Source organism: Spirulina sp. LEGE 11439 (genome assembly GCF_059821285.1).
On sequence record NZ_JCAMRX010000002.1, the window covers coordinates 243,485 to 263,629 of the forward strand.

General features: G+C 43.1%; 14 protein-coding genes. 8 read left to right on the forward strand and 6 right to left on the reverse strand.

All coding sequences use genetic code 11. The features are described from left to right. Positions 1 to 2: 2 nt before the first annotated feature. Positions 3 to 755 (forward strand): peptidylprolyl isomerase, encoded by a 753-nt coding sequence (locus tag AC6RV6_RS02465; protein WP_500238716.1) that lies wholly within the window; start codon positions 3 to 5, stop codon positions 753 to 755. Beyond that, positions 704 to 3,655, forward strand: coding sequence for a peptidase domain-containing ABC transporter (locus AC6RV6_RS02470; protein ID WP_500238717.1), 2,952 nt, complete (start codon positions 704 to 706; stop codon positions 3,653 to 3,655). The genes AC6RV6_RS02465 and AC6RV6_RS02470 overlap by 52 nt, the downstream gene beginning before the upstream one ends. Positions 3,656 to 3,704: 49 nt before the next feature. On the opposite strand, the gene AC6RV6_RS02475 is transcribed toward AC6RV6_RS02470, so the two are convergent. The 5 genes from AC6RV6_RS02475 to AC6RV6_RS02495 all read right to left on the reverse strand — a co-directional run bounded on the left by AC6RV6_RS02475 (position 3,705) and on the right by AC6RV6_RS02495 (position 10,251). Further along, a complete protein-coding gene (locus AC6RV6_RS02475) occupies positions 3,705 to 5,741 on the reverse strand; it encodes an adenylate/guanylate cyclase domain-containing protein (protein ID WP_500238718.1) in 2,037 nt (678 codons plus the stop codon). A gap of 266 nt (positions 5,742 to 6,007) precedes the next feature. Beyond that, entirely contained in the window at positions 6,008 to 6,637 is a 630-nt protein-coding gene (locus AC6RV6_RS02480; RefSeq protein ID WP_500238719.1) for a ribonuclease H-like domain-containing protein, read from the reverse strand. Positions 6,638 to 6,682: 45 nt separating this feature from the next. Beyond that, a complete protein-coding gene (gene trpB / locus AC6RV6_RS02485; RefSeq protein WP_500238778.1) occupies positions 6,683 to 7,918 on the reverse strand; it encodes a tryptophan synthase subunit beta in 1,236 nt (411 codons plus the stop codon). A gap of 74 nt (positions 7,919 to 7,992) precedes the next feature. Further along, positions 7,993 to 8,889, reverse strand: a complete 897-nt coding sequence (locus tag AC6RV6_RS02490; RefSeq protein WP_500238720.1) for an Rpn family recombination-promoting nuclease/putative transposase — start codon at positions 8,887 to 8,889, stop codon at positions 7,993 to 7,995. 48 nt (positions 8,890 to 8,937) lie between these two features. Continuing rightward, on the reverse strand, positions 8,938 to 10,251 hold the full coding sequence (locus AC6RV6_RS02495) for a tetratricopeptide repeat protein (RefSeq protein WP_500238721.1): 1,314 nt from the start codon (positions 10,249 to 10,251) through the stop codon (positions 8,938 to 8,940). A 421-nt stretch (positions 10,252 to 10,672) separates the two neighbouring features. Between AC6RV6_RS02495 and AC6RV6_RS02500 the strand changes: the two genes are divergently transcribed. The 4 genes from AC6RV6_RS02500 (at position 10,673) to AC6RV6_RS02515 (ending at position 15,810) form a co-directional block, all read left to right on the forward strand. Continuing rightward, entirely contained in the window at positions 10,673 to 13,699 is a 3,027-nt protein-coding gene (locus tag AC6RV6_RS02500; protein ID WP_500238722.1) for an ATP-binding protein, read from the forward strand. After that, complete coding sequence (locus tag AC6RV6_RS02505; protein WP_500238723.1) at positions 13,699 to 15,036, forward strand: hybrid sensor histidine kinase/response regulator; 1,338 nt, start codon at positions 13,699 to 13,701, stop codon at positions 15,034 to 15,036. The genes AC6RV6_RS02500 and AC6RV6_RS02505 overlap by 1 nt, the downstream gene beginning before the upstream one ends. Positions 15,037 to 15,152: 116 nt before the next feature. Continuing rightward, the gene (gene clpS, locus AC6RV6_RS02510) at positions 15,153 to 15,500 is read left to right on the forward strand and encodes an ATP-dependent Clp protease adapter ClpS (RefSeq protein WP_500238724.1); all 348 of its coding nucleotides are present in this window, start codon (positions 15,153 to 15,155) and stop codon (positions 15,498 to 15,500) included. A 4-nt stretch (positions 15,501 to 15,504) separates the two neighbouring features. Then, the gene (locus AC6RV6_RS02515) at positions 15,505 to 15,810 is read left to right on the forward strand and encodes a DUF2103 domain-containing protein (RefSeq protein WP_500238725.1); all 306 of its coding nucleotides are present in this window, start codon (positions 15,505 to 15,507) and stop codon (positions 15,808 to 15,810) included. Between the two features lie 113 nt (positions 15,811 to 15,923). Here the strand turns inward: AC6RV6_RS02515 and AC6RV6_RS02520 are convergent, their stop codons facing one another. Then, on the reverse strand, positions 15,924 to 18,095 hold the full coding sequence (locus tag AC6RV6_RS02520) for a right-handed parallel beta-helix repeat-containing protein (protein ID WP_500238726.1): 2,172 nt from the start codon (positions 18,093 to 18,095) through the stop codon (positions 15,924 to 15,926). 191 nt (positions 18,096 to 18,286) lie between these two features. Here AC6RV6_RS02520 and AC6RV6_RS02525 point away from each other — a divergent pair, with 191 nt between their 5' ends. Then, positions 18,287 to 19,465, forward strand: coding sequence for an NAD(P)/FAD-dependent oxidoreductase (locus tag AC6RV6_RS02525; RefSeq protein ID WP_500238727.1), 1,179 nt, complete (start codon positions 18,287 to 18,289; stop codon positions 19,463 to 19,465). An 18-nt stretch (positions 19,466 to 19,483) separates the two neighbouring features. Next, a complete protein-coding gene (locus tag AC6RV6_RS02530; RefSeq protein WP_500238728.1) occupies positions 19,484 to 20,137 on the forward strand; it encodes an HAD-IA family hydrolase in 654 nt (217 codons plus the stop codon). The last annotated feature ends 8 nt before the right edge of the window (positions 20,138 to 20,145 follow it).

Sequence of the window (20,145 nt, forward strand, 5' to 3'; positions counted from 1 at the left end):
TTATGACTGATACTTTCCTCACTATCGACGAAAAACCCATTCCTCTCAAGCAAACTCTCGGCTATCTTCAAGCCGCCGGAAAGCTCCAGAGTTTTATCGTTGAGATTCTCCGACAATACATTCTCGAAAAAACCCTCAAAGAGGAAGAACTTCCCGACAGTACCGCGATCGTCGAACAAGCTGTCATTAACTTTCGCCTGCAAAATCAACTCAGCGAACCGAAAACTTTTAATGAATGGCTGGTTAAAAATAATCTAACTTACGATAGATTTCACGGGCAAGTGGCTGGGGGCGTGCGAATGGCGCAACTGAAGGTGAAAATAGCCGAACCCAAATTGCAAGAGCATTTTATCGATCGCAAACTCACCCTCGATCGCGTCGTTCTCTCTCGAATTATCGTCGAAAATCGAGAACTGGCCGAAGAACTACACCTACAAATTTTGGAAGGGATTTCCTTTGAACAGTTGGCGAAAAAGCATTCTTTAGGGGAAGATCGTATCGTAAACGGAATGCTGGGACCCGTCAGCCGCGCGACTTTGCCCGATCGCCTTCGCGCTGCGATCGATGATGCCAACCCGGGAGATATTGTCGGACCGTTAAGTTTAGAAGAACGTTGGTTGATCTTCCGTATCGAACAATTTCTTCCCGCCTCCCTCGAGGATAATCAGATCAAAGAAACCCTGCAAAATGAGATTTTCGAGCAATGGTTAGCGGAAAAAGTCCGGGCGTTGAAAGTCAAGATCGAGGCCGAATAGCGCCAGAAAAACCGCCGTTTTGCTGGCTCGATCTCCAACAACAGCAACGCATTGAGGAACAACTAGAAGTTCGCGAGTATACCATTGGCGAGAAAATTTGGGAAAGCGACGGTGTTGATACAGTTTCTCTAGGAGAGAAGCGCGATCGGGCAATCTATCTTTTAGTTTCTGGTAAGGTGCGCTTGCGACGCGAAGATCCCCCCCAACCCCTCTTTACTTTAATGGAAGGGGACTGGTTTGGGGATCTGCTGGCATTGGGGGAAGATTGCAAAGCAGTTGCCTCGGGAGAAGTGACGGTATGGCGGTGGAATGCAGCTTTATGGGACAACAAAAATGAGGAACTCAAAGACTTTTGGCAAGCAACAACTGCTCGTTACTTAGGAGAAACACCTCAAGATTCTCCTCGGGATAACCTCCCTGTTATTGCTCAACCGCGTCAAATTCTGCACAACTCTTCCGTAGAAAGTGAAGATGCCGTTACGCCAGAAGTTGAGGAAACTAAAGATGCAGGAGCGATCGTCAAAGCCTTAAAAGGGGTGTTATGGGAAGGATCGGAAGCGGAAGCCGGAGAGACTTTAGCACGGGTACAGGAAATTTTGCGCGATCGCCCGTTAGTTCCTTTTGAACCCTCGGAACCCAGCCGACAACCCAAACTCATTCAACAGGATATTTCCCCTTATTCTAAATATCCTTTTCTTTCCAGTAAAAACTCGGCGGCGGCTTGTTTGTCGATGGTGGCACAGTATTTTAACGCCCCAGCAGCTTTGGAATGGGTGCAAAGACAGTTGCGAAGCGATCGCCCCCATCATCTCGTGGATGCAGGAGAAAAGTTGGGGTTGCAACTACGAGGGTTAAAGGTGCGTTGGGTCAATTTAGCCCGCCTCTCGACTCCTCTCCTGCTGCAATGGCAACCGCCTTATGTGAAAAGCGATCGCAAGTTTGATATTCGTCACAAGGTATTTTGGGCGGGACGCAAACAATTGCAACCATCGGATAGCGATCGGTCTCAACGATGGATCGTCCTCTACGAAATCAAAGGTAGTAAAGCCATTATCGGCGATCCGCTTAACCCCCGTCTCTGTTGCGAACCCATCTCTCGCAAGCAGTTAGAAATGGGTTGGAAAGGGCGCATCTGGCAAGTAGAACCCATTCGCAAGCAAGAAACTTTCAATCTCAGTTGGTTTTTACCTGCGGTTTGGCGCTATCGAGGACTTTTACAAGAAGTTTTACTCGCTTCTTTTACCTTACAGCTTTTAGGTCTGGGAACGCCAATTATCACGCAAGTCATTATCGACAAAGTGATGGTACAAGAGAGTCTGGCGACCTTGGATGTCATGGCGATCGCAATGGTTAGTATTGCAGGTTTTGAGTCTATTTTAGGCATTTTGCGCCTTTATATCTTCACCCACACCGCCCGTCGCTTAGATTTGTCCCTGTCCGGACAAGTATTTCGCCATCTTATGCGCCTTCCTCTCGCTTATTTCGAGTCCCGTCGGGTGGGGGATACTGTGGCAAGGGTACAAGAGTTAGAAAATATTCGCCAGTTTCTCACGGGAACAGCCCTCACAGTGGTTCTTGATAGTATTTTCGCCGTCGTTTATTTGGCGTTAATGTTTTATTACAGCGTAGAACTTACTTGGGTTGCCCTTGCTATTCTGCCTTTATTTGCCCTGTTAACCTTGCTTTCTACCCCCATTTTACGCCATTGGCTCAACGAAACCTTTAATCGCAATGCTGACAGTCAATCGTTTTTAGTCGAGACGATTACCGGAATTCGGGCAGTCAAGGCACATGCTGCAGAAGGGAAGGCTCGCGATCGCTGGGAAGGGTTATTTGCTCGCTACATTCGCACGGGATTTCGCGCTTCGACGACTTCTAATATTAGCAATAATATCGGTAGTTTTTTCACCAATCTTTCGACTTTATTAATCCTATGGTTTGGAGCAAAATTAGTCATTAATCGTGAACCGGGGAGCGAATTTACCATCGGAATGCTTATCGCTTTTCAAATGCTTTCCGGGCGCGTTACTGCTCCTTTATTGCGCCTCGTGCAGTTATGGCAGAACTTACAACAAGTTTTACTTTCTGTAGACCGCATTGGCGATATTTTAAATGTTGCCCCAGAAGCCGAACCGGGATCGGGTTTAGTATTGCCTAGATTACGAGGTCAAGTCGTTTTCGATCGTGTCTTTTTTCGCTACAAAGAAGAGCAAGAACCGATTATTCGCGGGATTTCTTTTACGGTACAACCGGGAATGTTTGTGGGAATTGTAGGACGAAGCGGCTCGGGAAAAAGTACCTTGTCTAAACTCTTACAGCGATTATATAATGTAGAATCGGGACGAATTTTGCTCGATGGATTTGATGTTAAAAGCGCGGATCTGGCTTCTTTAAGACAACAAATTAATGTCGTTTTGCAAGATGATTTCTTATTTAATGCCTCCATCTTAGAAAACATCACTTTCGGACATCCCGATATTAGCGCCGAACAAGTCGTAGAAGCAGCCAGAAAAGCCGCCGCTCACGATTTTATCAGCGAACTGCCTCACGGTTACGAAACCAATGTCGGAGAGCGAGGAACGGCATTATCGGGAGGACAAAAACAGCGTATTACTTTGGCGCGTTTGTTTCTCTCTCAAGCTCCAATTGTGATCTTAGATGAAGCAACAAGTGCGTTAGATGCAGAAACAGAACAACAGGTCTTGACAAATTTACAAGAGTTTGCAAGGAATCGCACGGTTTTTATGATCGCTCATCGTTTTGACCCGTTAAAAGATGCAAATTTAATTTTAGTGATGGAAAAGGGAATTTTAGTGGAAAAAGGAACTCACGCAGAATTATTAAATATGAAAGGATTATATTTTTCTCTTTATGAAAGACAGAAAAATAATGAAAGCTAAAGTCATTTCAGTTATCAGTTATCATTATTTTGGTCATATGAGAATCCCATTAGTTTTCTCTTGTTTCTACTGCAAGTCGAAAGAGCAATAAGCGGACTGCATTATCTTCTGAATTTTGCTGTTGCAATTCTTGAAGAATGGCTCGGGCTTCGTGAGTTTTGGCGCGATCGCATAAATTAACGGCTTTTTCAAATAATGGTTTAGTTTCCGTTTTAAAATCTTTTAATTCGGGTGGATCGGCTTCGTAAATTTCATAAATTTTAATCGGTTCTTTTTTTCCTTTGACTAAAATCTGTCCCAGAAAACGATAAGCATATTCATGAGTATTTGGCAAGCGATTTAAAGTCTCTTCGCTCATCAAAATACTCGCACCACATTGCTTGGTTGCTGTCTCTAAACGAGAAGCTAAATTGACAGCATCAGCAATCACTGTTGTATCCATCCGTTGCTTTTCGCCTACGGTTCCTAGCATTAAATGACCGCAATGCAAGCCGATACCGATTTGAATAGCGGGATAGCCTTTTTCGTGACAGTCTTGATTAAAGAGTTTGACTTGATTTTGCATTGCGATCGCGGCTTTAACGGCGTTTTCTGGAGTATGATAAAATAAAGCCATAATGGCATCGCCGATATATTTATCAATGAAACCGTGATGTTCGCGAATAATCGGGCTAACTTGACAAAGATAAGCGTTGAGAAAGTTGAAATTTTGTTCGGGGGACATTCTTTCGGAAATACTGGTGAAAGAGCGAATATCAGAAAATAACACTGTCATTTCTTGATGAATGCGATCGCCGAGTTGAATGTCAATAATGCTCTTTTTTCCTAAGAAATTGACAAATTCATGAGGAATAAAGCGACTCGATGCTAAGTTATAAGCCTTAAGATAGTTTTGTGCTTCCGTAAAACGACGTTCGAGAATAAAAGCCAAACATAGTAAAAAGGCTAACATTCCCCAATAATAAAGCTGAATATTCCAAAGTGGAAAAGGTGAAATATAGATAAAAATATCATGAATTGACAATAATAAAAACAGAGAAAATCCGAAAGTAAAAACTTTTGCATCCTGTCTTCCTCCGAAAGACTGTTGTACCGCGATCGCAATTAAAACGATCGCGCTAATAATGCCTAAAATTTGGGTCGGATAAGCAGCATCAGCCCATGTCACGATCTGATTTCCTGCTAGAATTAAAGCTAAGGTTGCGTAACTCAGATGAATTTGCCAAAGACGGCGGGGAATGGCAAAACGCCCAACTCCAAAAAGATGTTCAAAAAAGAGGCAAATACTAACAGGGATTAAATGAAAAGCCGCATGATGAAGATAAGTCCAACTGACTTGATAGTCAAAGAGAAGACGGATGATTTGTGTGGGAGTTATAGTATAGATTCCAATTAATAAGGAAACTAAGCCAAAGGAGAGATAAATATCAAATGTCTTTTTGAAAATGGCGATCGCGATCGGTAATAACCCACAAAATACAAATAATAATCCGAGGGCAATTTTGATACTATCTCCAAGGATTAGTGTTTTTATCAAATCGGGTTTATTGCCAATGGTTAAAACCCCATTTAATCCTAAAGGAATGGGTAAATTATTTTTAATATAAACTTTGAGAAAAATGTTTTGATTTTGCCAGTTAGACTTGAGCGGAATAATAGGAAATTCTCCTTCTTTTTCTTTGAGTTGACCAAGATCGTTTAACTCATCGAAAATATAGATTAATTCGCCTTGAAAATAAACTTCTAAGAGATTAGGAATTCCTCGAACATAAAGGCTGGGAAATGTCCAATTTCCTTGCGGTAAAGGGACAGTTAACCAAAATATCTTCTCTTTAGGAGGTGGAGATAGTTTACTAGGAAATTTTAAAGATTGCCAGTTTGAAATTTGAGGGTTTTCTAAGACCCATAACGGAAAACCATATTCATTTTGAGGAGAATCTCCCCAATGAACTTGCCATCCTTGTTTTATCTCAATCGGAGGCGAATTGGTGTGATAAAATTTTGCTTGGACAGGGATTGCGAAAAGGAGTAAGAAGATTCCCAGACACAATAACAGTCGGACGGGGGTTAAAAATCTAAACCTCATTCGGAAGTCCTCCTCATGCAAAATGTGCCTGAATTGCGTTATTTTTAAGCTCGCTAATTTCCTTTCAAAGTGCGAAAATTGAGAGTTACTATTTTAATATACCCTCGCGATAGAAAAAAAGTAGATACGATCGCAAAAAGATAAGCGATCGCGATCGCCGGACGAATGGTAATTGCGATAATCTCTCAATAACCATTGAACTACACACCCTGATTCTAGAAAGGCGATCGCGAATTAACTATTTGCAGCTTGAGTTTGGGTTAAGTTTATTTATGTTCAAAAATTCCTTGAAATTGCCGTAAATCTAGTTCTACAAATACGGGCAAGCAAGCAAAACAACGCAGTGCTAATTCTAATCTTTCTTCTCTTGCTAACATCTCAATGAGTTTTTGTCGCGCACCAATTAAATAGCGTACATCGTTGGCAGCATAGCTCAATTGTTCTTCAGTGAGATTCTTAGGATTCCCCCAGTCAGAGCTTTGAGAAGATTTGTCAAGTTCTATTCCTTCTACTTCTTGAATTAATGCTTTTAAGCCATGAGATTGAGTATAAGTGCGAGCGAGTTTACTGGCAATTTTAGTGCAGAAAACAGGCTTTACATCAATAGCAAATGTATTTTTTAATTGTGCCAGATCGAAGCGGGCATAATGAAAAATTTTGACAACATTGGCATTCTCCATCAACATTTTCAGGTGAGGGGCTTCTGTTTGACCGCGATCGATGCGAAGGACGGTAACAAGTCCGCGATCGTCGCATAACTGCACCAAACAAAGGCGATCGCGGTGAGGAATTAATCCCATTGTCTCTGTATCTACTGCGATCGCTTCGGCCTGAAGATATCGTGTTAAAGTTTCCTCATCGAGATCGCGATCGCAGATTTGAAAGTCATTGATCATAAGTCATTGGTAATAAGTAATGGGTCATTGATGAAAAAATGCTCTTTATTTTTGATAGGTATCCAAGAATTTTGCCACGGTTTGCACATCTTTGTCGCCGCGTCCCGAACAATTGATAACGATGCGCGGACTCCCTTCTAATTGGGGGCAAAGGGTTTCGAGATAAGCGATCGCGTGGGAGGTTTCCAAAGCTGGAATAATCCCTTCTAAGCGAGATAAACGTTGAAAAGCGTCTACGGCTTCGGCATCAGTCACATTATAATATTCCGCTCTTTTTGTCTCTTTTAAATAGCTATGTTCGGGACCCACTCCGGGGTAATCTAAGCCCGCACTAATGGAATGCGCTTCAATGATTTGCCCTTCCTCATCTTGCAGGACGTAACTCATGGCACCGTGCAGCACGCCCGGAATTCCTTTTGTGAGAGTCGCTGCGTGTTTTTCTGTCTCTGCCCCTTCTCCGGCTGCTTCGACCCCGATCAAGCGTACAGAAGTATTCGGAAGAAACTCATAAAATAATCCCATTGCATTCGATCCACCTCCGATACAAGCCAACAAAATATCTGGGAGTCCGCCCCATTTTTCCTGGCATTGTTGGCGGGTTTCGCGACCGATGACTGCGTGAAAATCTCGGACCATCATGGGATAAGGATGGGGACCCGCGACGGAACCTAAAATATAGTGGGTGGTTTCTACATTTGTTACCCAGTCCCGGATCGCCTCTGAGGTGGCATCTTTGAGCGTTCCCGTCCCTGCTTCTACTGGTTGCACTGTCGCCCCTAACAAGCGCATCCGAAAGACGTTCAAGGATTGGCGTTCCATGTCGCACACGCCCATATAAATGACGCATTCTAGCCCAAAGCGGGCGCACACTGTAGCGGTGGCAACCCCGTGTTGTCCCGCCCCGGTTTCGGCAATGATGCGGCCTTTCCCCATACGCTTTGCTAGTAACACTTGAGCGAGGGCATTATTGATTTTGTGCGCCCCGGTGTGATTCAAGTCCTCTCTTTTGAGATAGATCTGCGCTCCCGTGCCGTCGGGCTTGGCGTAATGTTGGGTTAGGCGTTCGGCAAAATATAGAGGGGAAGGTCGTCCCACGTAGTCTTTCAATAAGCCGTCGAGTTCTTGCTGAAAGTCCGGATCTTCCTTATATTGAGCGATCGCGTCTTCTAATTCGCTTAAAGCGGGCATGAGGGTCTCGGGGACGTATTTACCGCCAAAGGTGCCGAAACGGCCAAGGCGATCGGGTTGGGTGGAGGAGGGGCGTAAGGGAGTTGCGGTCACGGTAACAGGGATTTTACGTTCGACAAGATTTTTATTATAGGTCAAGGGGTCGAGGAAGTGCGATCGCATCTCAATTATTTTCGGCTTTGCAACCAATTTGACAAGGCTTCTAAGTTGGTAAAGTCCAAACTTGCTGTTACTAATGCGTCTAATTCTGAGAGAGAAAGTTGTGCGATCTCTCCTTCAATTTCTGCTGAAAGCTGTCCCAACCTTGCGAGAATTTGGAAAATCACGCTTAATTGTCCTTCTTTTCTACCTTCTTCTCGCGCGAGAATAATAGAACCGCGTTGATCTTCAATAAACATTTCTCGTTTATCTAGCTTTTCTAATTCTTCAATACTTAAATTAGCTTGATTGGCAATATTAAGCGCTCTTTCCATTTCAGGGATTTCACTCAATGTGGGCGGGATGAGTTCTAATGAAGGAGCTTCCTTCATAAAGAATATCCATTTTTCCGTTAAGTTTTGCAATTCTGCGAGTTTTTTCTTGAATTTGGGCAACTCAACGAAAATCATTTCTAATTCACGATCGCGATACTCAAAGCCTTCTCCTTTTTCTCGAAAACTAAATTCTGTAATAATTTTTTCTGTATTCTCAAAGAGTTTAAAGTCGGTTATCGTCAAGGCAATGACAGGTTTAAGATAGGTATAGCCTTGACCAGCTTTTAATTGATTGCTGTAGGTTTTGGCTAAGTTATAAATCACTCGTTTTTCAAAAGCCGCGACATTTAAAACTTGCATTTCGATAATTACTGTCATCCCATCAACAAGAACGGCTTTGACATCTAAATAACTATCTTTTAGATCGACAGTATTTCCGCCGGTATAGGGATCGAGAATTTCTAAATCTTGGATCTGCGATCGCCCTCCATAAACCAAGGCATTTAAGAAGCTAATGAGAATATCTTTACTCTCGTTTGAGCCAAAGATTTTCTTAAAGGCAAAATCGGTTTTAGGACTAATAAATCTCATGGATGTTGTTTTATAAATAGAATGAATTAAGAAGGAGCAATACTCATTTCAAGCAACGCCTCGATTATTCTGAGTTCGACAGTCATTGGCTTGAATGGTAATGGCTTTGTGATAAGATACTCGCGCTTCTTTATGCTTTCCCAACTTATCTAACGCAACACTTCGGTTATGCCAAGCCTGACAGCCATTGGGTCGAATAGCAATCGCTTTGTCGTAAGCTGCGAGTGCTTCTTTATATTTTCCTAACTCATTTAGCATCCAACCTCGACCATTCCAAGCCCAATAATCACTAGGTTGAATGGCAATCGCTTTATCGAAAGAGACGAGTGCTTCTTCGTGTTTTCCTAACTTATTTAGCGTCCAACCTCGACCTCTCCAAGCCCAATAGCTATTAGGCTGAATGGCAATCGCTTTGTTGTAAGCTGCGATCGATTCTTCATATTTTCCTAACTTATCTAGCACAACACTTCGACCGCTCCAAGCCTGATAGTCATCGGGTTGAATGGCAATAGCTTTGTCGAGAGAGATGAGTGCTTCTTCATGTTTTCCTAACTCATTTAGCGTCCAACCTCGGTTAATCCAAGCCTGATAGTCATCGGGTTGAATAGCAATAGCTTTGTTGTAAGCTGCGATCGATTCTTCATGTTTTCCTAATTTATCTAGCACAATACTTCGACCGCTCCAAGCCTGATAGTCATCGGGTTGAATGGCAATCGCTTTGTCGTAAGCTGCGATCGCTTCTTCATGTTTTCCTAACTTATTTAGCACCCAGCCTTGGTTAATCCAAGCCTGATAGTCATTGGGTTGAATGGCAATCGCTTTATCGAGAGAGATGAGTGCTTCTTCATGTTTTTCCAACTTATTTAGCAACCAGCCTCGGTTAATCCAAGCCTGATAGTCATTGGGTTGAATGACAATCGCTTTATCGAGAGAGACGATCGCTTCTTCGTGTTTTCCTAACTCATTTAGCGTCCAACCTCGGTTAATCCAAGCCTGATAGTCATCGGGTTGAATGGCAATCGCTTTGTCGTAAGCTGCGATCGCTTCTTCGTATTTTCCGGACTCATGTAGCGTCCAACCTTGGTTAATCCAATTTTCAGCAGTGTTGGCTGCTTTATCGAAGGAGGCTAACGCTTCTTCATGTTTTCCTAGCTTATCTAGCGAAATACCTCGGTTATACCAAGCCAGATAGTTATTGGGTCGAATTACAATGGCTTTGTTATAAGCAGCGATCGCTTCTTCGTATTTTCCAGACGCTTGTAGAGAAACGCCTCGACTCACCCAATCTTGAGGGGTATTGGTTTGAGCGCATCCTGCGAGAGAGACTAAAGTAATAACGATTGTCAATAAGCCACGCCACACGATCGCTATGCCTCCATCGAAAGACCATCTCTAATTTTACAAAATTTTCTACGCGGCCAATCGCGATCGTTACAATAGTATGCGATCGCATTTCTTAAAGTGACTCTGATTTCAATGCGGTCTCGACTTTATTCAAAAAGACAAAGATTCAACTGCCAAGACAGATATAACCAAAGTTGCGCGATTTACCTAAAGAAATTTACTGAGATTCATTAATATCAAAAATCATCGCAAAAAACAGCGAAAAATTACAGATTGTTAAGCGCAGAATCTTCACAAGTTTTTCACAATTTTTGGTTATATTCAAAAAATAATAACCCTACTCTGGGTGACAAGCTCACTAAATCTTTCAATCGAGTAGAAAGATAAGCGATCGGTCGTATTAAACGGTAATGCCAGATTCCCTTTATTTTTGAGTCAGATGAGACAGATTATCGCCCCATTCTTCAAAATTCGCTCCCTGCTAACTTTAGTTATTCTTATTATTGCCGGCTTAGCGGGTAACTATTTCAAACTACCTTTTGCCTTTAGCGTTGACTTCCTCTTTGGGAGTATTGCAACTCTCATCATTGCCCGACTCTACGGGATTTTTTGGGGAACCCTTGCCGCCGCTCTTGCGAGTGCTTATACTCTGGTTGTTTGGCATCATCCTTATGCGTTGATTATCTTTACCATAGAAGCTCTATTTGTCGGTTGGGGGCTGCGTCGTAAAAGTAGCGATTTGCTGCTCTTAGATACACTCTATTGGCTGTTGATTGGAATGCCTTTAGTTTGGATATTTTATAAATATAGACTTGAATTAAGTATTCTTCCGACTCTTATTATCATGGTCAAACAGGCTGTTAATGGTATTTTTAATGCCTTAATTGCCAATCTAATTATCTCATTATTACCTGTATATCGCTGGTCATCGCGTCCGACAGTCGCTCAAAGTCGCTCCTTTGAACAAACCTTAATTAATCTTCTCGTTGCCTTTGTTCTTTTACCTGCCTTGCTACTCATTGCCCTCGATAATCGAGAGGCAATGAGCTATGAAGAAAACCTCGTCGATACGCGCTTAGAAATTGCCGCTACGGACTTAGCCCATGAGTTTCAACTATGGTACGACCAAAATGAGAGAGGATTGCAAGAATTAGTCGCAATAGCAGCAAAATCAAACTTTAAATCTAGCGATCGCTTACAAGAAAGTACGGAATTTACTCAACGCATCTTTCCTGCTTTTACAGCCGTTTCTTTGCTCGATCGCGATGGAAAGGCGATCGCAACCTCTTCCTCTCTCGAAAACGCTAACCTGACCGATTTTAACCACAAAATCAGCGAAAAATCGGGATTGCAAACCATTCAATACGCCGGACAATCCCAAATTATTTTAACCGTAACTCATAACGAAGGCGTTGCGATCGCCCGGATTTCTCCAGACTTTTTAACCCAATTTCTCGAGGCTGCAAATTTACCCAGTACCTTGATCGATGCAGACGGAAAAGCGATCGCCACCGCCCGAGCAGATTTAGAACCCCAAAAAGACTACGATCGCCGCACAGGAGAAAACATTCGCACTCTCCCATCAGGAGTCTATCATTGGCTGCCCGATCTACCCGGAAAACCGACATTAGTTCTTTGGAAAAAATCTTTTTATATCCGTGAAATTCCCCTCATTAGCGGTAATATTGGCTGGAAATTAGCCGTAGAAGCGCCCACTGCACCCCAGATCGCTCACCTACAAAAACGTTACATTAATAGCCTCGCAATTTTATTTGCGATCGCCGTTTTTTCCATTCTTCTCGCTCGCTTTCTCAGTCATCGCCTCGTCACCCCTATTCTCCAATTGGCGCAACTGACGAGCAATTTACCCAATAAACTTTTAGAGTATCAAAATGTTAGCTGGCCGAATCGTTCCGTCATGGAAATTGAGGCTTTAGTCGCCAACTTCCAAACAATGTCCGAAACTTTAGTCCAGAAATTCCAAGAAATTCAACGAACCGGCGAACAATTGCAACAGGAAAAAGAAAAAGCAGAAGTTGCCAACCATGCCAAAAGTAACTTTCTTTCCAGTATGAGTCACGAACTGCGAACCCCCCTCAATGGTATTTTGGGTTACGCTCAGATTTTAGGACGCGATCGCGATCTGTCTTCGCAGCAAACTGAAGGTTTAAACATTATTCAACAAAGTGGAAAACACTTATTAACCTTGATTAACGACATTCTCGATCTCTCCAAAATCGAAGCCGGAAAAATGGAAATTTATCCCACCGATCTCCACTTTCCCAGCTTTTTAGACAGCGTAGCTGGTATTATTCGCATGAGAGCATTAGAAAAAGATATTCTTTTTGAATGTAATTTTGCTGCCGATCTTCCAGAAGGAATTCAAGCTGACGAAAAACGACTTCGACAAGTTCTCCTCAATCTCCTTGGTAATGCGATTAAATTCACCGATGCCGGAAAAGTCACATTATCAGTTACCCATCACCAATCAACTAACAGCCAACAACAAATAATAAATAACCAAATCTATTTTGAAATTCAAGATACAGGAGTAGGTATGAGTGAAAAACAACTCCAGAAAATTTTCCAACCTTTTGAACAAGTCGGCGAGGTTAAACGCCGTGCAGAAGGAACGGGATTAGGATTAACGATTACGAAACAATTAGTCGAGTTAATGGGTGGAGAATTGCAAGTTAAGAGTGAGTCCAATAAAGGTTCTCAATTCTGGTTCGTTCTTTCTTGTCCGGTTGTGAGTTCTCCCCTTGTCCGCGATCGCCAAGAAATATCGGGACAGATTACCGGATATCAAGGTCACAAACGCAAGTTACTCGTTGTTGACGACCATTTTGCGAACCGTCTCGTTTTACAAGAAATGCTCGAACCGCTAGGTTTTGAAATCATTTTGGCAGAAAATGGACAAGAGGAGATCGATCTCGCTCGTCAAATTCAACCGGATTTAATTTTGACAGATTTAGTGATGCCTGTTAAAACAGGATTTGAGGCGATACAAGAAATTCGTCAAATTGCGGAAATTGCGGAGATTAAAATTATTGCTGTTTCTGCTAGCGTCTTAGAAGGCGATCGCCATAAAAGTCGGATTGCAGGATGCGATGCCTTTTTACCCAAACCTGTAGATGAAACCATGCTCCTCCAAATTTTAGGCGAACAATTACAGTTAGAATGGATTTATACTGCAATAACAGAGAATAGTAACGAGAACCACTCAACTCAATCAAAGATGGCAGCCAACGAGTTCATCGTTCCGTCCCAAGAAGAAATGGAAATTTTATACGAACTCGCCATGTTGGGAAACATGAAAAAAATCCGCGATCGGGCTGCTTATTTAGAAGGACTTGACGCGCAATATATTCCGTTTGCCAAACGTATCAAAGACTTAGCACGAGGATTTAAGGAGAAAGCGATCGTTGCTTTAGTTCAAGAACATATTAATTTAGGAGAAAAGTAATGATGTTAAATGGCAACAATTTTAACCTTGAAAATTATACCATTCTCCTAGTTGATGATAATCCAACAAATTTAGCGGTTGCTGTCGATCATTTAGAAGATTGTGGGTTAAATGTTTTGGTGTCTCAAGATGGAGAAAGTGCCTTAAAGCGAGCGAAATTTGCCCGCCCGCATCTGATTTTACTCGATGTTCTCATGCCCGGAATCGATGGCTTTGAGACCTGTCAACGCTTAAAAGCCGATCCGGATCTTTGCGAAATTCCTGTCATTTTTATGACGGCTCTCTCCAGTGCTGATGATAAAGTGAAAGGGTTTGAAGCAGGAGGGGTAGATTATATTACTAAACCAATCGAACAACGAGAATTATTGGCTCGGGTTACGACTCATCTTAAGATTTATGCTCTCACTCAAAACTTGGGAGAACAAAATCAATTCTTACAAGAAAAAGTGAACGAACGAACCCAAGAGTTAGAAGCAAATTTGGCAAAATTACAACAATCTCAACTGCACCTCATCCAAAGTGAAAAAATGTCTTCTCTCGGTCAATTGGTTTCGGGAGTTGCCCACGAAATCAATAATCCGATTGGTTTTATTAAAGGAAATTTATCTCACTCTGCCAATTATATCCAAGACCTTTTTGACTACTTGCAATTGTATGAAAAGTATTATCCTAATCCCGATCGCGAAATTTTAGAATGTGCTGAAGATATCGATCTGGAGTATTTGCGAGAGGATCTTCCTAATGCTATTAGTTCTATGAAAGATGGTGCCGATCGCTTGCAAGATATCTCTCAGGCATTACGAACCTTTTCTCGGGCGGATACGACAGAAAAAACGAATTTCGATCTGCATCAAGGCTTAGAAAGTACCTTATTAATTTTAAAACATCGCTTAAAAGCACAAAACCATCGCCCGGCAATTATCACGCATCAAAACTACGGAGAATTACCAGAAATCAACTGTTTTCCGGGGCAACTCAATCAAGTTTTTATGAATATTTTATCCAATGCGATCGATGCTGTAGAGGAAACGAATGCAGGGCGCTCTTTTGCGGAAATTCAAGCAAATCCCAATCTGATCGCGATCGCAACTGAAATCGCCAACCAACAAGCTATCGTCCGCATTCGTGATAATGGTTCGGGTATGAGTGAGGAAATTGCGGAGCGCATTTTCAACACTCACTTTACAACCAAGGCGGTTGGTAAAGGAACCGGACTGGGTTTAGCGATCGCAAAGCAAATTGTTGAAGAAAAACACCACGGAACCTTGACTTGTCGCTCTCAAGTCGGAGAAGGAACCGAATTCGCGATCGCTTTACCGATCGAAGATGAGAATTAGGAATTTAGCAAAATACCGAATAGGTGGCGATCTCAATAGTTGAAAAAGAATCTAAAGGAAGGCTAAAATAGGCGAATGGTATGCTATTGAAGTTGAAAAGAAGTTTTTAAAAACCAATGAGTGTGGCAATATCGGCATCCAAGCGAGCGATGGCAGTCAATACCCCTATTCTCGCAACCAGTCCGACGATCGCGCCGGATCGAGCAAAACAAACCATTCGCAAACCCTATCCCAATTATCGAGTCATCGTCCTCAATGACGATTTTAATACCTTCCAGCACGTCTCGGACTGCTTGCTAAAGTATATCCCCGGCATGACCAGCGATCGCGCTTGGAACCTCACCAACAAGGTTCATTTTGAAGGACAGGCGACGGTATGGGTAGGACCCCAAGAAACCGCAGAATTGTATCATCAGCAGTTAAGTCGCGAAGGATTAACAATGGCACCTTTGGAGGCAGTCTAGTCTCATGGGTAAACCTGCAAAAGGTAAGAAGCCAGAAAAAGGTCGTTTGGTTTGGAATCATTCCACCCATATTCCCACCTTAATTCCCGTTTTAGAACGCTTAATTGCCCTCGGAAACGTCACGACAGTAACCCCCGGGGTGATTAGCCGTGCTAGAGGGAATACACCTCAGTTAAAATTGCGGGTTTCCGTCCCCATTCGTGGTGGCTATAAAGTTATTGCCCGTCATCATAAAAGCGTACAGGAAGTGTTTATGATTACCACGTTGAGTCAGCCGGAATTAGAAGAAGCGATCGCGCAATGTTTGTAAATATTTACACCTTTTACTTAGACATTTGATTGATTGTAGCAATTAGATTTATGGTGCGATCGCTTGACTAAATCTTAACGCTATACTAGATTATCGATCGTTCAAAATCTGAACTAAGGACAACTGGATAAATTAGCTGAATTAGTATCTGATAAAGTCGAGGATATAAATAAAGGAACACCTCCAGTAGGAGTCAAAATACTGACGCTGGTATTAGTAAAATTATTGTTACTAATAATATTAGTGCGATCGACAATTTTAAAATTTGTTGCAGTAGTTGATGAAACGTGTTGGAGATATAGATCGACATCCGCTAAACCAGCAGCAGTGAGTATACCAGGATTGTTTAGAACTGGGTTTGGAGGGTTTATGCTTGTATTTCCTGATATGTTTATACAAACATTACTTCCATTGCTAGAATCTTCAATAGCAACTCCAATATTGCCACCAATATCTGTCCCACTCGCTTTCACTCCAGCCCCATCAATAGAATTATTGGCAATAGTAGCATTAGCAACAGTAGAACCACTTGAAGCCGCTAAACCTAAACCAGCAATTTCAGTATCAACACCTACCCCAATTCCAAAACGCCCAACATTACTAACATTATTGCCAGTAATTGTTGCCAGAGAAAGTGTACTATTTTGACTTGCTCCTACCGCAATGCCATCGTTATCGACATTGCTCACCGTATTACCTGAAATTGTGACATCAGTAATCGTACTTCCTCCTGAAACACCAACAAAAATCCCATCATATAAATCGTCCGTCGAGCCACTTCCACCACCAATATTACTTAAAGTATTATTTTTAATTAAAATACCGCCAATACTACTACCATTATCAACACCTGCTCGAATTCCATAGCCATCGGTTATATTACTAATTGAATTCTCTTCAATGGTAAATCCAGTGACATTCCCGGCAAAGATGCCATTTCCCGTTATATTATTAATATCAAAACCCGAAAGAACGCTGTTATTTCCCATTGTCACCGTAGCATTAATTTGCGGTCGCTGACTCGTTCCTGCACCCGATGAGGGCAATTGTATCGTTCCTTCTTGCGTGTTTATTGTTTGCGTGGGCGCAATAGAAAGGAGTTGAATATTGTCGGGAATTGTAATGGCTGTGGTATTGGCAATATTATTGCCAAACTGCACGTAAACAATTTCATTTTGATTATTGGTACTATTCGTATTGGCCTCACTTATCCCTTGAGCAATCATATTAAAGGGATTTTCAAATGTACCATCTCCTCCACTTCCTTCTGTATTATTGACGTGCTGAAAAAACCACTGTTCTCCCGTGACTGGATTCAGGGCAATCGTTTCAAAAGTTTCCGAAGATGTTGATATATCGGTTTGTTCGTCAATAATAATTGCGTTATTCCGCGTCACAAACTCCCCCATCCTTGCCAGTAATTCATCTTCCTTCTTTTCCGCAGAAACACCGCCAAAGTTTACCCCAAAGTTAAAGATAAAATTCGTCCCAAAAATGGCATCGTGTTGCACTCCCAAACCAACAGTATAGTTATCTAAGGCTCGTGCTTCTAACCTCGCTCGCCATCCTAACGCCGTGCTGTTGGCCGCGTCGAGATAATATAAACCGCCATATCCGCGCACTTCTCCAAAATCATTAATTTCGGCCAGTTTGCCCCCGGCTTCGCCATCGATCGCTAACATGGCTGCTTCATATTGACGGGTATCCGTGCGCGTCTGCGTCCCCGAAAATAATAGTAAATGCTCTTGGAAAGCAAAACTGGAAATACTGGCATTACTCGTGGTTGAAACCGTCGAACCTACTTGCTTGCGATTCTCACCAATGGGAATGTAACTATTTAAGCGCAAATCCCAATCTTCTCCGAGGCGTTCAAACCCGAAACCCAACTGATTAAAACGATTGTTTCCCGTATCTTGACTATCGTAAGCAATATATCCTCCTAAAACGCGATCGCTTTCCCCATCGTGAGAACGATAGCCCAGAGTCAAACTCGTTCCCACTCTTTCATAATCCAACCAAGATAAACGCCCTTCCAGAAATAAGATATCTTCCCCCGGTGTTTGCAGGAGGGGCGCGAACCCTTCAATATGGGAAAAACGCGGAATTCCCGCCCCCGATGTACTCACGCCGCCGCCGATACGGGGTTCGATAACCAGATCGCGAGCCGAGGTACTTTCAAGCGGAGCAATTTGAGCCGTTCTTGTTTCGAGAGGCTTCGCCAACGCTGGAGCTAAACAACCGAAAACAATAATTCCAGTACAACCAAAAGGGAGCAACTTATTCACAATTCTATGACACGGATAAAGAGTAATCGAACCATCCCAAACGCACCCAACTCAAAAAAGATTAACTTGTTGTGAGCATAAATTTAGCGAAAAACGAACGCGATCGCAAGATTTAACCCCCGATAATCCCTAACCAATCACCAATAACCAACCTAAAATAAAGAAAAAATTTATTCCCAACTTTCCCCTCCATGAACGAACAACCCAAACGGATCGGCATCCTTGGTGGTGGTTTTGGCGGACTCTATACCGCTTTGCGTCTCAGCCAACTCCCTTGGGAAAACGTTCCCAAACCGGAAATTGTCCTTATCGATAAAAACGATCGCTTTCTCTTTTCTCCCCTGTTATACGAACTCCTCACGGGAGAATTGCAAACGTGGGAAATCGCCCCACCGTATTCCGAACTTCTTGGTAATACTGGCGTTCATTTTCTCCAAGCCCAGATTACCGGCATCGATCCCCACGATCGCCAAGTTCACCTCGAAAATCGCCCCAGTATCCCTTGCGATCGCCTCGTTATCGCCCTTGGCGGCACAACTCCCTTAACTTTTGTCCCCGGTGCCAAAGAATACGCCATTCCCTTCCGAACCCTTGAAGATGTCTATCGCCTACAGGAAAAACTGCGCTTTCTCGAACAGTCCGATCGCGAAAAAATTCGCATTGCGATCGTCGGTGGCGGCTATAGTGGGGTCGAACTGGCTTGCAAACTCGCCGATCGCCTCGGGGAAAGGGGTCGCCTCCGCATTATCGAACGCGGCGAAGATATTCTCGCCACCGCCTCGGAATTTAACCGCCAAGCTGCCCACCAGAGCCTCGAAGAACGGGAGGTATGGCTCGATTTAGAGACCACCGTAGACGAAATTGGTGCAGAAAGCCTTTCCCTACTTTATAAGGGTCAAACCGACGAAATTGCCGCCGAAATCGTGCTTTGGACCGTAGGAACGAAAGCCTCACCCCTCCTTGACTCCCTCCCTTTCCCCAAAAGCGAATCCGGCCTTATTCAACTGACACCGACCTTGCAAATTGCCGGATATGAAGGCATATTTGCTGTGGGAGATATTGCGACGACGGGAGAAAAAATTCCCGCCACGGCTCAAAGTGCCATTCAGCAGGCCGACTACTGTGCGTGGAATATTTGGGCTTCCTCGTGCGATCGCCCCTTGCTACCTTTCCGCTACAATTCCCTCGGAGAAATGATGGCCTTGGGAATTGATCATGCGACTTTAACGGGATTGGGCATAGAATTAGATGGCATCTTAGCCTATTTAGCTCGGCGAATGGTTTATCTGTATCGCCTACCCACCTTAAACCACCAGCTTGCCGTTGGGTTTAACTGGATTTCTCAACCATTAATTGAATTTTTGTCTTAAAAGGGTGAATTGAGTGCGATGTCCAAACCAAAAGTCATTTTTCTCGATGCGGTCGGTACGTTATTCGGCGTAAAAGGAGGCGTAGGACAAGTCTATAGCGCGATCGCCACGGACTTTGGCGTTGAGGTGTCCCCCAAAGACCTCAACTCAGCCTTCTATCAGTGTTACCAACACGCCCCACCCCTTGCTTTTCCCGATACCAGCATTCTTCATATTCCCGAGCAGGAATATTATTGGTGGTACGACTTGGCCAAAGCAACTTTTGAAGAAACGGGGGATCTGCCTAAGTTTGAAGATTTTGGGGCGTTTTTTCAACAACTGTACGCGTACTTTACAACGGTCGATCCTTGGGTTGTGTATCCCGATATTCTCCCCTCTCTGGAAAAATGGCGTAGAGAACGTATCGAATTAGGAATCATCTCAAATTTTGATTCTCGCCTGCACGGTTTGCTCGGCGCTTTGGGACTGGATAAGTTTTTTACCAGTATTACCATTTCTGCGGCAGTTGGAGCGGCTAAACCCGAAACCAAAATTTTCGAGATTGCCTTGAAAAAACACGGATGCGAGGCAGAAAATGCTTGGCATATTGGGGATAGCGTCGAAAATGATTACAAAGGCGCTAAAGCTGCCGGACTGCGATCGTTTTGGCTGGATCGCAGCCGCAAAAAATAGGGGCTTAA

Coding starts and splice junctions, on each gene's coding strand:
- AC6RV6_RS02465 (WP_500238716.1), top strand. CDS start 3: ATGACTGATACTTTCCTCACTATCGACGAAAAACCCATTCCTCTCAAG.
- AC6RV6_RS02470 (WP_500238717.1), top strand. CDS start 704: ATGGTTAGCGGAAAAAGTCCGGGCGTTGAAAGTCAAGATCGAGGCCGA.
- AC6RV6_RS02475 (WP_500238718.1), bottom strand. CDS start 5,741: ATGAGGTTTAGATTTTTAACCCCCGTCCGACTGTTATTGTGTCTGGGA.
- AC6RV6_RS02480 (WP_500238719.1), bottom strand. CDS start 6,637: ATGATCAATGACTTTCAAATCTGCGATCGCGATCTCGATGAGGAAACT.
- AC6RV6_RS02490 (WP_500238720.1), bottom strand. CDS start 8,889: ATGAGATTTATTAGTCCTAAAACCGATTTTGCCTTTAAGAAAATCTTT.
- AC6RV6_RS02500 (WP_500238722.1), top strand. CDS start 10,673: ATGAGACAGATTATCGCCCCATTCTTCAAAATTCGCTCCCTGCTAACT.
- AC6RV6_RS02505 (WP_500238723.1), top strand. CDS start 13,699: ATGATGTTAAATGGCAACAATTTTAACCTTGAAAATTATACCATTCTC.
- clpS (WP_500238724.1), top strand. CDS start 15,153: ATGAGTGTGGCAATATCGGCATCCAAGCGAGCGATGGCAGTCAATACC.
- AC6RV6_RS02515 (WP_500238725.1), top strand. CDS start 15,505: ATGGGTAAACCTGCAAAAGGTAAGAAGCCAGAAAAAGGTCGTTTGGTT.
- AC6RV6_RS02525 (WP_500238727.1), top strand. CDS start 18,287: ATGAACGAACAACCCAAACGGATCGGCATCCTTGGTGGTGGTTTTGGC.
- AC6RV6_RS02530 (WP_500238728.1), top strand. CDS start 19,484: ATGTCCAAACCAAAAGTCATTTTTCTCGATGCGGTCGGTACGTTATTC.